11 protein-coding genes are annotated in these 12,856 nt (G+C 58.6%); 3 read left to right on the top strand and 8 right to left on the bottom strand.

Features of this window, described 5'->3' with window-relative positions; translation table 11 throughout:
• Positions 1–52: 52 nt before the first annotated feature.
• The 8 genes from rseP to rpsB form a co-directional block, all read right to left on the bottom strand.
• The gene (gene rseP / locus ACM6JQ_RS21670; protein ID WP_095112514.1) at positions 53–1,405 is read right to left on the bottom strand and encodes a sigma E protease regulator RseP; all 1,353 of its coding nucleotides are present in this window, start codon (positions 1,403–1,405) and stop codon (positions 53–55) included.
• A 54-nt stretch (positions 1,406–1,459) separates the two neighbouring features.
• Positions 1,460–2,650, bottom strand: coding sequence for a 1-deoxy-D-xylulose-5-phosphate reductoisomerase (gene ispC, locus ACM6JQ_RS21675; RefSeq protein ID WP_007908852.1), 1,191 nt, complete (start codon positions 2,648–2,650; stop codon positions 1,460–1,462).
• Positions 2,647–3,453 carry a phosphatidate cytidylyltransferase gene (locus ACM6JQ_RS21680; protein ID WP_095112516.1) on the bottom strand — a complete coding sequence of 269 codons (807 nt, stop codon included), beginning with the start codon at positions 3,451–3,453 and terminating at the stop codon, positions 2,647–2,649. The genes ispC and ACM6JQ_RS21680 overlap by 4 nt, the downstream gene beginning before the upstream one ends.
• A complete protein-coding gene (uppS, locus tag ACM6JQ_RS21685) occupies positions 3,453–4,208 on the bottom strand; it encodes a polyprenyl diphosphate synthase (protein ID WP_007908854.1) in 756 nt (251 codons plus the stop codon). The genes ACM6JQ_RS21680 and uppS overlap by 1 nt, the downstream gene beginning before the upstream one ends.
• A gap of 14 nt (positions 4,209–4,222) precedes the next feature.
• Positions 4,223–4,780 (bottom strand): ribosome recycling factor, encoded by a 558-nt coding sequence (frr, locus tag ACM6JQ_RS21690; RefSeq protein ID WP_007908855.1) that lies wholly within the window; start codon positions 4,778–4,780, stop codon positions 4,223–4,225.
• Complete coding sequence (gene pyrH, locus ACM6JQ_RS21695; RefSeq protein WP_003222124.1) at positions 4,777–5,520, bottom strand: UMP kinase; 744 nt, start codon at positions 5,518–5,520, stop codon at positions 4,777–4,779. Before pyrH ends, frr begins: the two co-directional genes overlap by 4 nt.
• Positions 5,521–5,728: 208 nt before the next feature.
• Positions 5,729–6,592, bottom strand: a complete 864-nt coding sequence (gene tsf, locus ACM6JQ_RS21700; protein WP_007908856.1) for a translation elongation factor Ts — start codon at positions 6,590–6,592, stop codon at positions 5,729–5,731.
• Between the two features lie 192 nt (positions 6,593–6,784).
• Positions 6,785–7,522, bottom strand: coding sequence for a 30S ribosomal protein S2 (gene rpsB / locus ACM6JQ_RS21705; RefSeq protein WP_003222119.1), 738 nt, complete (start codon positions 7,520–7,522; stop codon positions 6,785–6,787).
• 373 nt (positions 7,523–7,895) lie between these two features.
• Here rpsB and map point away from each other — a divergent pair, with 373 nt between their 5' ends.
• From map to dapC, 3 genes are read left to right on the top strand one after another with little or no spacing between them, the layout of a single operon-like run.
• Positions 7,896–8,678 carry a type I methionyl aminopeptidase gene (map, locus tag ACM6JQ_RS21710; protein WP_007908857.1) on the top strand — a complete coding sequence of 261 codons (783 nt, stop codon included), beginning with the start codon at positions 7,896–7,898 and terminating at the stop codon, positions 8,676–8,678.
• Between the two features lie 41 nt (positions 8,679–8,719).
• Positions 8,720–11,422, top strand: a complete 2,703-nt coding sequence (locus ACM6JQ_RS21715; protein WP_007908858.1) for a [protein-PII] uridylyltransferase — start codon at positions 8,720–8,722, stop codon at positions 11,420–11,422.
• 43 nt (positions 11,423–11,465) lie between these two features.
• On the top strand, positions 11,466–12,665 hold the full coding sequence (gene dapC / locus ACM6JQ_RS21720) for a succinyldiaminopimelate transaminase (protein WP_414894656.1): 1,200 nt from the start codon (positions 11,466–11,468) through the stop codon (positions 12,663–12,665).
• Positions 12,666–12,856: the final 191 nt, after the last annotated feature.

Consider the following 12,856-nt stretch of genomic DNA (forward strand, 5'->3'; position numbering starts at 1 on the left):
GGCAATAAACAAACTGCCGCAAAATGCGGCAGATTCGCAATTCAGCGAAGCGTTACAGTCGACCCAGATCGTTGACCAGAGCAAGCAACATCACCCCGACCACCAAACTGATACCGATCTGTATCCCCCAACCTTGCACCCGATCCGACAAGGGACGACCACGCGCCCACTCGATCAGATAAAACAACAAATGCCCCCCATCCAGTACAGGAATGGGCAGCAAATTCAGAACCCCCAGGCTAATACTCAGATAAGCAAGGAAATTCAGGAAATCAGCGACGCCCGACTGGGCAGAAGCGCCCGCCACTTTAGCAATGGTTATCGGTCCACTCAAGTTTTTTACCGAGAGCTCGCCGAACAGCATTTTCTTTAGCGAATCGAGCGTCAGAATGCTCATGGTCCAAGTGCGACGGGCACCCTCGCCAATGGCAGCAAGAGGCCCGTAACTGACCTCGCGAATCATCTCCGGCGGCCAGTCGACAGCTTTTACACCTGCACCCAGATATCCGCTTGGCGATTTGCTTTCACCGCGCGCCGCCAGAGTGACAGGGACGTCGATTTGAGCACTGTCGCGCTCGATGCGCAGCATGATTTTGGTATCAGGACGCGTACGAACGGTATCGACCACTTGCTGCCAGTCATTCAGCGTCTGGCCGTCAAGGGCCAGCAGGCGATCACCCGTCTTCAGACCGGCAGCCTGAGCCGGGCCTTTCGGATCAAGCTCGGCAAGCACCGGTGGCAAAGCCGGGCGCCACGGACGAATACCCAAAGAGCGGATCGGGTCTGGCTCATCAGCACCTTTAAGCCAGTTATCCAGCTTCAGCTCACGCGGCGAATCCGCTGTCGAACCCTGCTCACGCACCAGCAACTGCAGAGAACCGCTTTCGCCCAGGCGCCGGACCAACTGCAGATTGACGGCCGCCCAACCGGTAGTCGGCTCTCCATCGATCGCCACGATCTCTTCACCTGCGCTCAAACCGGCACTGGCGGCGATACTGCCGGATTCAACCGCACCGATGACCGGACGCACCTGTTCGCTGCCGAGCATCGCCAACACCCAGAAGAACACCAGCGCCAAGAGAAAATTGGCAATGGGGCCGGCCGCAACAATGGCGATACGCTGACGCACGGATTTGCGGTTGAACGACTGATCAAGCTGATCGACCGGGACTTCGCCCTCACGTTCGTCGAGCATTTTGACGTAGCCGCCCAGCGGAATCGCGGCAACCACAAACTCGGTGCCTTGCTTGTCGTGCCAGCGCAACAACGGCATGCCAAAGCCTACGGAAAAACGTAGAACCTTGACGCCACAGCGACGCGCGACCCAGAAGTGGCCGAATTCGTGAAAGGTGACCAGCACACCCAAAGCGATCAGGGTGCCGGCAATCATATAGAGCGCGCTCATCTATTTTCTCCGCAATCCTGTTCAGTGCCGCGTGTAGCCATTGTGTAGCAAATTCTATCGATCGTGGCGCTTCAGCCACTGCTCGGCCAGAACTCGCGCCTTGGCGTCTGCCGTAAATACGGCATCGAGGTCTGCCAATGCTACGACCGGTTCGAGGCTCAATACCTCCTCGATGATACTCGCGATTTCCAGGTAACGAACCCGTCCGTCGAGAAACGCTGCCACCGCTACTTCGTTCGCTGCGTTGAGCATCGCCGGAGCACTGTCGCCAGCTTCGGCAGCTTGCCGGGCCAGACGCAGGCAAGGGAAGCGTTCTTCATCCGGCGCCTCGAAGTCCAGGCGCGCCACAGCAAACAGATCCAGCGGTGCCACGCCGGAATCAATGCGCTCCGGCCAGGCCAGGGCATTGGCAATCGGCGTGCGCATGTCGGGATTGCCCAACTGCGCCAGCACCGAGCCATCGACATAATCGACCAGCGAGTGAATCACGCTCTGCGGGTGGATCACCACCTCGACCTGCGAGGGCTTGGCATCAAACAACCAACAGGCCTCGATCAGTTCGAGACCTTTGTTCATCATGCTGGCCGAATCGACCGAAATCTTGCGCCCCATGGACCAGTTCGGGTGAGCACACGCCTGCTCAGGTGAAACATGCGCCAACTCACTCATCGGTGTCTGTCGGAACGGACCACCAGAGGCTGTGAGTAAAATCCGACGGACACCGACCGAGCTCAATCCACGGGCAAAATCCTGTGGCATGCACTGGAAAATCGCGTTGTGTTCGCTGTCGATCGGCAGCAGCACCGAACCGCTCTTGCGCACTGCCTGCATGAACAGGGCGCCGGACATCACCAGCGCCTCTTTATTGGCCAGGAGAATCTTCTTGCCGGCCTCGACGGCCGCCAGGGTCGGACGCAGACCTGCCGCACCAACGATCGCCGCCATTACGGCATCGACCTCAGGAGCAGCAGCGACCTGGCACAGACCCTCCTCCCCCACCAGCACGCGGGTCGGTAAACCGGCCGCACGCAAATCATCCTGCAAACCGCGCGCAGCGGCAGCTTCCGGCACCACGGCAAATTGCGGCACGTGACGCACGCACAAGGCGAAAAGCTCGCTCAGGCGCGTGAAACCACTCAGCGCGAACACCTGATAACGCTCAGGATGGCGGCCAATGACATCCAGCGTACTCAGACCGATCGAGCCGGTCGCACCCAGAACGGTGACCTGTTGAGGGCGACTCACGGTGCAGCCATCCACAGCAGCACGGCAAACACCGGGATGGCCGCTGTCAGGCTGTCGATACGATCAAGCACACCGCCATGACCAGGTAGCAGGTTACTGCTGTCCTTGATGCCGGACTGACGCTTGAACATGCTTTCGGTCAGGTCGCCAACCACGGAGATGAAGACGATCAGCGCAGCGCCAATCAAGCCTTTAAGCAACTCGGCGACCGTCCAGTCGCGAACAAACGCGACAATGGCAGTAATCACCAAACTCAGCGCAAGACCACCATAGACGCCTTCCCAGCTTTTGCCTGGGCTGACTTGCGGGGCCAGCTTGCGCTTGCCGAATTTGCGACCAGAGAAGTAGGCACCGATATCGGCCCCCCAGACCAGCACCATCACGGCCATGATCAGCCAGTTACCCAGCGGATACTGTTTGATCTGCACCAGACCTTGCCAGGCCGGCAGCAGAATCAGCAGGCCGATGACCAGTTTGGTTGCCGCACTGGACCAATGCACGCTGGACCGCGGATAGGTCAGCACCAGCCAGGTTGCCACCGCCCACCACAGCACGGAAGCACCCAGCACCCACGGGGCAAGCCCGGGCAGGATGTACATGATAAACAGCATGAACGCGACCACGGCGGCAAAACCCACGCGGAACGTTTGTCCGGTGAAGCCTGCCAGACGCGCCCATTCCCACGCACCCAAAGTCACGACCAGACCGATAAACAAGGCAAAACCGGAGCCTTCCAGCAGGAAAAACCCGCACAAGGCAATCGGCAGCAGGATCAGTGCAGTGATGATTCGTTGTTTAAGCATTAAACCCGGGCTCCAGCTTCGACCTGTTCGCTCGTTTTACCGAAGCGACGCTGGCGCGAAGCGAAATCGGCCAGCGCATTGCGCATGGCATCGTGTTTGAAGTCCGGCCAGAACAGGTCGGAGAAGTACAACTCGGCGTAAGCCAGTTGCCACAGCAGGAAGTTGCTGATGCGATGCTCGCCACCGGTACGAATGCACAGGTCTGGCAACGGTAGATCGCCGGTCGCCAGACAGGTTTGCAGCAGATCCGGGGTGATGTCTTCCGGACGCAGGTGCCCGGCCTGAACTTCACGCGCCAGACGCTGTGCAGCTTGTGCGATATCCCACTGACCGCCGTAATTGGCAGCGATCTGCAGGATGAATCGGTTGGCGCCCGCCGTCATCGCTTCGGCTTCACGCATTGCCGCCTGAAGCTCCGGATGAAAGCGCGAACGATCGCCAATGATGCGCAGGCTGATGTTGTTGTCGTTGAGGCGCTTGGCCTCACGACGCAAGGCCTTGAAGAACAGGTCCATCAAGGCACTGACTTCATCGGCCGGGCGCTGCCAGTTCTCACTGGAAAACGCGAACAAGGTGAGCACTTCGACCTTGGCCTCGGCGCACACCTCGATTACGGCACGCACAGCATCCACGCCCGCTTTATGCCCGGCGACACCCGGCATAAAGCGTTTTTTCGCCCAGCGATTGTTGCCATCCATGATGATCGCGACATGGCGCGGCACCGCGGACGGCGCAGTCTGCTTGGTCTTGTCCATTAAAAGCTCGAACCTTATACGGCCATCAGATCCGCTTCTTTTTGCTTGGTAGCCGTGTCGATATCAGCCTCGGCCTTGTCGGTGAGCTTCTGAATATCGGCAGCGGCACGACGCTCTTCGTCTTCGCTGATTTCTTTGTCCTTGACCAGTTTCTTCAGCTCGCCCAAGGCGTCACGACGGATGTTGCGCACGGCAACACGAGCGTCTTCAGCAGCACTGCGCGCCTGCTTGGTGAAGCCCTTGCGGGTTTCTTCAGTCAGGGCAGGCATGGAAATCAGCAACAACTCGCCCAGGTTGGTCGGGTTGAGGTTCAGGCCAGCGCTCTGGATTGCCTTGTCGACCGCTGCGAGCATGTTGCGCTCGAAGGCCACGACTTGCAGAGTGCGCGAGTCCTTTACAGTGATGTTGGCCACTTGGGTGATGGAGGTGTCAGCACCGTAGTACGGCACCATCACGCTACCCAGAATGCTTGGGTGAGCCTTGCCGGTACGAATCTGGCCGAATGCATGGGCCAGAGAGTCCAGGGATTTTTGCATGCGCTCTTGAGCGTCTTTTTTGATTTCGTTGATCATTGTTGACCTTCCTCGATCAGTGTGCCTTCAGCGCCGCCATGGACGATGTTCAGCAGGGCACCAGGCTTGTTCATGTTGAATACGCGCAGCGGCATCTTGTGGTCGCGGCACAGGCAAATAGCTGTCAGATCCATTACACCCAGCTTGCGATCCAGCACTTCATCATAAGTCAGATGATCGAACTTCTCGGCATGCGGGTCTTTGAACGGGTCAGCGGTGTAGACGCCATCGACCTTGGTCGCTTTGAGCACGACGTCGGCATCGATCTCGATTGCGCGCAGGCAGGCTGCAGAATCCGTGGTAAAGAACGGATTACCGGTACCGGCCGCGAAAATCACCACGTCCTTGGAGTTCAGGTGGCGCATGGCCTTGCGGCGATCATAGTGATCGGTCACGCCAACCATGGAAATGGCCGACATCACGATGGCCGAGATATTGGCACGTTCCAGCGCATCACGCATGGCCAGGGCGTTCATCACAGTGGCCAGCATGCCCATGTGGTCGCCTGTCACCCGATCCATACCGGCTTTGCTCAAGGCTTCGCCACGGAACAGGTTGCCACCGCCGATCACCAGACCGACCTGCACGCCGATGCCGACCAGCTGGCCGACTTCCAGTGCCATCCGATCCAGCACTTTTGGATCGATCCCGAACTCTTCCGAGCCCATCAGGGCCTCGCCGCTAAGCTTGAGTAGAATGCGTTTATAGCGAGCCTGATAACCACTGCCCTGCTGAGCCATTGCGAATCTCTCCTGCGGCGTATTTAAAATTCTTTGCGAGCTGTTTACAGCTGGCGTTCACTCTAGCTTGGCGCTGCTTCAGCGCCATCGGAACATGGCTTTGTAAGTCAGTTCCAAGTGGAAACCAATAAAAATTGGCAACCCCATCTGAAAAGAGGCTGCGCGCGTGAGCGGGCAGCCTCTTTCGGGCGACAGTTGAAAAACCGTCTTATTGCTTGGCGGCAGCCAGCTGGGCAGCAACTTCTTCAGCGAAGTTGTCGACCGGCTTCTCGATGCCCTCGCCTACTTTGAAGTAGGTGAAGGAAACGATTTCAGCACCGGCTTTCTTGGCCAGTTCGCCAACCTTGATTTCAGGGTTCTTGACGAACGCCTGCTCAACCAGGCTTGCTTCAGCCAGGAACTTGCTGATACGGCCTTTGACCATATTTTCAACAATGTTTTCTGGCTTGCCTTTGATTTTTTCTTCGTTCAACTGCAGGAACACAGCTTTTTCACGTTCGATAGCTTCAGCCGAAACTTCCGATGGCAGCAGGAACTCAGGGTTGCTGGCCGCTACGTGCATAGCGATGTCTTTGGCCAGTTCAACGTTACCGCCTTTCAGAACAACTGCAACACCGATCTTGTTGCCGTGCAGGTAGCCACCAACAACGTCGCCTTCTACGCGAACCAGACGACGGATGTTGACGTTTTCGCCAACCTTGCCGACCAGTACCAGGCGAGCAGCTTCTTGAGCTTCGATCAGCGGAGCAACATCAGTCAGCTTGTCAGCGAAAGCTTTTTCAATGCTTTCAGCAACGAATGCCTTGAAGTCGTCCTGCAGAGCCAGGAAGTCGGTCTGCGAGTTCACTTCCAGCAGAACAGCAGATTTGCCGTCTTCTTTCAGAGCGATGGCGCCTTCAGCGGCAACGTTGCCAGCTTTTTTGGCAGCCTTGATTGCGCCCGAAGCACGCATGTCATCAATGGCTTTTTCGATGTCGCCGTCAGCCTTTTCCAGGGCTTTCTTGCAATCCATCATGCCTTCGCCGGTACGCTCGCGCAGTTCTTTAACCAACGCTGCAGTAATTGCTGCCATTTTCAAATTCCTCTTGGATAGGTTTTCAACCATTCCACCCGATCGAACGGGCGTTCAATTCGTCCCAAACCCCACGTTGTAGCTGCTGCACGTTACAGAAGCTGTAGCTGCGCCGCCGACAAATGGTTTTCGAGGTGGCAAAAAGGGGGCCAAGCCCCCTTTTTGCTTACTGAGTCAACGCCAGGGCGTTAATTACTCAGCTGCAGCCTGAGTTTCTTCAGCTGCGAATTCTACAGTGCCGCCAGCAACATTGTTGCGACCACGGATTACTGCGTCAGCCATCGAACCCATGTACAGCTGGATAGCGCGGATTGCGTCATCGTTGCCTGGGATGATGTAGTCAACGCCTTCCGGGCTGCTGTTGGTGTCGACAACGCCGATTACCGGGATGCCCAGCTTGTTGGCTTCGGTGATCGCGATGCGCTCGTGGTCAACGTCGATCACGAACAGTGCGTCTGGCAGACCGCCCATGTCCTTGATGCCGCCCAGCGAACGATCCAGCTTCTCAAGATCACGGGAGCGCATCAGCGCTTCTTTCTTGGTCAGCTTGGCGAAAGTACCGTCTTCGGCTTGAACTTCAAGGTCACGCAGACGCTTGATGGAAGCACGAATGGTTTTGAAGTTGGTCAGCATGCCGCCCAACCAGCGGTGATCGACGTACGGCGAACCGCAACGTGCTGCTTCTTCAGCAACGATCTTGCCAGCGGAACGCTTGGTGCCGACGAACAGAATCTTGTTTTTGCCCTGGGCCAGACGCTCTACGAAAGTCAGAGCTTCGTTGAACATTGGCAGGGTTTTTTCAAGGTTGATGATGTGAATCTTGTTACGCGCGCCGAAAATGTACTTACCCATTTTCGGATTCCAGTAACGGGTTTGGTGACCGAAGTGCACACCGGCCTTCAGCATATCGCGCATATTGACTTGGGACATGATAGTTCCTTAATAAGTCGGGTTTGGCCTCCACGTATCCCAATGACCAACCAGTGGCATAAAGCCAAAAGCACCCAGGTCATCGTGTCGACACGTGTGTGGATTTAAGCTTTTCGGGGTATCCCCGGAAAGCGGCGCATTTTATACCACAGGGTGCGCAGAAACGGAACCCGGAATCTGTATTCGCACCAAGGACATGGGCGCAGCCCCCTTGGAATCGGCCCCGAACGCACCATTGTATAGAGAGAAGCGATGCACGCGGGCGCTGAATTGCGCCGTGCGTCTGTTAGAATCGCGTTTTTCAGGGTCGCAAAACGCACACCTGCCACCCTATTCGTATCAGCAAGCGCCGCCGAGCGCAGAGAGAGCCTGTATGACCGTCAACCTCAAAACCCCCGAGGACATCGCTGGCATGCGTGTCGCCGGCAAACTGGCCGCCGATGTGCTGGAAATGATTGCCGAACATGTCAAACCGGGCGTCACCACCGATGAGCTGAACCAGATCTGCCACGACTACATCGTCAACGTGCAGCAAGCCATCCCTGCCCCGCTCAACTACAAGGGCTACCCGAAGTCGATCTGCACCTCGATCAACCACGTGGTCTGCCACGGCATCCCGAACGACAAACCGCTGAAAAACGGTGACACCCTGAACATCGACGTCACCGTGATCAAAGACGGTTACCACGGCGACACCAGCCGCATGTTCCACGTCGGTGAAGTGCCGGTGTGGGCCGAGCGCCTGTCGCAGATCACTCAGGAATGCATGTACAAGGCGATCGAAATCGTCAAACCTGGCTGCCGCCTCGGCGACATCGGCGAAGTCATCCAGAAGCACGCCGAGAAGAACGGCTTCTCGGTGGTTCGCGAGTTCTGCGGCCATGGCATCGGCAAGGTCTTCCACGAAGAACCGCAAATCCTGCACTACGGCCGTGCCGGCACCGGCATGGAACTGAAGGCCGGCATGACCTTCACCATCGAACCGATGATCAACCAGGGCAAGGCCGACACCAAAGTATTGGGCGACGGCTGGACCGCGATCACCAAAGACCGCAAGCTCTCGGCCCAGTGGGAGCACACCCTGCTGGTCACCGACACCGGTTACGAGATCTTCACCCTGCGCGCCGATGACACCATCCCGCGCGTCTCGGCCTGATCCACCCAACGCTCCCAGCCTTATAGAAGGAAAGCCAATCGATGCCGCAGGTGGATCCCGAACTCTTCGACCGCGGCCAGTTCCAGGCTGAACTGGCCCTGAAAGCGAGTCCCATCGCGGCGTTCAAGAAGGCGATCCGCCAGGCTCGCGAAGTACTCGACACGCGTTTTCGCAATGGCCGCGACATTCGCCGTCTGATCGAAGACCGTGCCTGGTTCGTCGACAACATCCTGCAAAAGGCCTGGGAGCAGTTCACCTGGAGCGAAGACGCCGACATCGCGCTGGTCGCGGTCGGCGGCTACGGCCGCGGTGAGTTGCACCCGTATTCCGACATTGATTTGCTGATCCTGCTGGACAGCGCCGATCACGAAGTTTTCCGTGACTCTATCGAGCGTTTTCTGACGCTGCTGTGGGACATCGGCCTGGAAGTCGGCCAGAGCGTGCGCTCGGTCGATGAATGCGCCGAAGAAGCCCGCGCCGACCTGACCGTCGTCACCAACCTGATGGAAAGCCGCACCATCTGCGGCCCCGAGCGTCTGCGTCAGCGCATGCTCGACGTCACCAGCACCGCACACATGTGGCCGGCCAAGGAGTTCTTCCTGGCCAAGCGTGCCGAGCAAAAGGCCCGTCACCACAAGTACAACGACACCGAATACAACCTGGAACCCAACGTCAAAGGCTCGCCCGGCGGCTTGCGGGATATCCAGACGATTCTGTGGGTGGCCCGGCGTCAGTACGGCACCCTGAACCTGCGCGCCCTCGCCGGCGAAGGTTTCCTGGTCGAAAGCGAAAACGCCCTGCTCGCCTCTTCCCAGGAGTTCCTCTGGAAAGTGCGCTATGCGCTGCACATGCTGGCGGGCCGCTCCGAAGACCGCTTGCTGTTCGATCATCAACGCACCATCGCCGGGCTGCTCGGGTTTGAGGGTGACGACGCCAAACAGGCCGTCGAAAACTTCATGCAACAGTATTTCCGCGTGGTAATGAGCATCGCCCAGCTCAGCGACCTGATCATCCAGCACTTCGAGGAAGTCATCCTCGCCCCGGAAGACGAAGCGCCGCCGCAGCCGATCAACTCGCGCTTCCAGCTCCACGACGGCTATATCGAGGCACGCAACGACAACGTGTTCCGCCGCACGCCGTTCGCCATGCTCGAGATTTTCGTGCTGATGGCGCAGCAGCCGGAGATCAAAGGCGTACGCGCCGACACCATTCGTCTGCTGCGCGAGCACCGTCACCTGATCGACGACAACTTCCGCAACGATATTCGCAACACCAGCCTGTTCATCGAGCTGTTCAAGTGCAAGATCGGCATCCACCGCAACCTGCGCCGGATGAACCGTTACGGCATTCTCGGGCGTTACCTGCCGGAGTTCGGCTTTATCGTCGGGCAGATGCAGCACGACCTGTTCCACATCTATACGGTCGATGCGCACACGCTGAACCTGATCAAACACCTGCGCAAATTGCAGTACACCCAGGTCTCGGAGAAATTCCCGCTGGCCGCCAAGCTCATGGCCAAACTGCCCAAGCCCGAACTGATCTACATGGCCGGTCTGTACCACGACATCGGCAAGGGCCGGCATGGCGATCACTCGGAAATCGGCGCGGTCGATGCCGAGGCGTTCTGCCAGCGACATCAGTTGCCACTGTGGGACAGCCGCCTGATTGTCTGGCTGGTGCAGAACCATCTGGTGATGTCGACCACCGCGCAGCGCAAGGACTTGTCCGATCCGCAGGTGATCCACGACTTTGCCCTGGCAGTCGGCGATGAAACCCGCCTCGACTATCTCTATGTGCTGACGGTTGCCGACATCAACGCGACCAACCCGACGCTGTGGAATTCGTGGCGCGCCAGCCTGTTGCGCCAGCTCTATACCGAGACCAAGCGTGCCTTGCGCCGCGGCCTGGAAAACCCGGTGGATCGCGAAGAACAGATCCGCCAGACCCAAAGTGCCGCGCTGGATATTCTGGTGCGTGGTGGCACCGATCCGGACGATGTCGAGCAGTTGTGGGCGCAGTTGGGCGATGACTATTTCCTGCGCCACACCGCCGGTGACGTGGCCTGGCACAGTGATGCAATCCTGCAGCAACCGGTCGATGGCGGGCCGTTGGTGCTGATCAAGGAAACCACCCAGCGCGAATTCGAGGGCGGCACGCAGATCTTCATTTATGCGCCGGACCAGCATGACTTCTTCGCCGTGACCGTGGCGGCAATGGATCAGCTCAACTTGAACATTCACGACGCCCGGGTTATCACCTCGAGTAGCCAGTTCACCCTCGACACCTACATCGTGCTCGACAACGAAGGCGAATCCATCGGCGACAACCCGGCACGGGTCAAGCAGATCCGCGAAGGCCTGACCGAAGCCCTGCGCAATCCGGACGACTACCCGACGATCATCCAGCGTCGCGTGCCGCGCCAGCTCAAGCATTTCGCCTTTGCGCCGCAGGTGACGATTCACAACGATGCCCAGCGTCCGGTGACCGTGCTGGAATTGACCGCACCCGACCGCCCGGGACTGCTGGCGCGGATCGGCGGGATTTTCCTCGAATTCGACCTGTCGCTGCAGAACGCCAAGATTGCGACCCTCGGCGAGCGGGTCGAAGACGTGTTCTTCATCACCGACGCTCACAACCAGCCGCTGTCCGACCCGTTGCTGTGCAGCCGTTTGCAGGATGCGATCGTTGAGCAACTGAGCGTCAATCAGGAACCCGATATCAAATTGTCGCGCATCAGTATTTGATGGCGCCCCGGATTCAAATGGCTTTGCGAGAGACCCAGCCCCAATGAACAACGCTCTGAACCAGCTCCAGCCGTACCCGTTCGAAAAGCTCCGCGCCCTGCTCGGCACCGTAACGCCGAACCCGGAAAAACGCCCGATCGCCCTGTCGATCGGCGAGCCGAAACACCGCTCGCCAAGCTTTGTCGCTGAAGCGCTGGCTAACAGCCTGGATCAGATGGCGGTGTATCCGACTACCCTCGGTATCCCGGCGCTGCGTGAAGCCATTGCCGGCTGGTGCGAGCGGCGATTCGGTGTGCCTGGCGGCTGGATCGATCCGGCGCGCAACGTACTGCCGGTGAACGGCACCCGTGAAGCGCTGTTCGCGTTCACCCAGACCGTGGTCAAGCGTGGCGACGACGCGTTGGTGGTCAGCCCTAACCCGTTCTACCAGATCTACGAAGGCGCGGCGTTCCTCGCCGGGGCCAAGCCGCACTACCTGCCGTGCCTCGACGAAAACGGCTTCAATCCGGATTTCGATGCCGTTTCGCCAGACATCTGGAAACGCTGCCAGATCCTCTTCCTCTGCTCGCCGGGCAACCCGACGGGCGCGCTGATCCCGGTCGACACCCTGAAAAAGCTGATCGCTCTGGCCGACGAGTACGATTTCGTGATCGCCGCCGACGAGTGCTACAGCGAGTTGTACTTCGATGAGCAAACGCCGCCGCCGGGCCTGCTCACAGCCTGTGTCGAACTGGGCCGCAAGGACTTCAAGCGTTGCGTGGTGTTCCATAGCCTGTCCAAGCGCTCCAACCTGCCAGGCCTGCGCTCCGGTTTCGTTGCCGGCGACGCCGACATCCTCAAAGGCTTCCTGCTGTATCGCACCTACCACGGCTGCGCGATGCCGGTACAAACGCAACTGGCCAGCGTGGCGGCGTGGAATGACGAAGTGCATGTACGCGCCAACCGTGCGCTGTATCGCGAGAAATTCGATGCGGTGCTGGAAATCCTCAGCCCGGTGATGGACGTGCAGCGTCCGGATGGCAGCTTCTACCTGTGGCCGAACGTGCAAGGTGATGACGCCGCGTTCTGCCGCGATCTGTTTGAGCAGGAGCACGTGACCGTGGTGCCGGGCTCGTACCTGTCTCGTGATGTCGATGGCGTCAACCCGGGCGCAGGGCGTGTGCGCATGGCGCTGGTTGCGCCACTGGCCGAATGTGTCGAAGCCGCCGAGCGGATTCGCGCCTTTATCACCCGTCAGCAATAAGTAGTATTTGGCCCGCGCCAGGCAATCTGGCGCGCGGTTTTATCACCGCGATACATATCAAAGCAATTACCGACTTCCTACCTGCCCGCTCCAAAGATAGTCTTCAGATGAACAGTTACTGTAACTATCCGTCGCGCCCTATCGATTAAAAAACTTCCGGGCACCACCCTAAGCACCTTGTCAATCAATAT

Origin of the sequence: Pseudomonas sp. IT-232MI5 (assembly GCF_949767845.1) — a bacterium.
Classification (GTDB): Bacteria; Pseudomonadota; Gammaproteobacteria; order Pseudomonadales; family Pseudomonadaceae; genus Aquipseudomonas.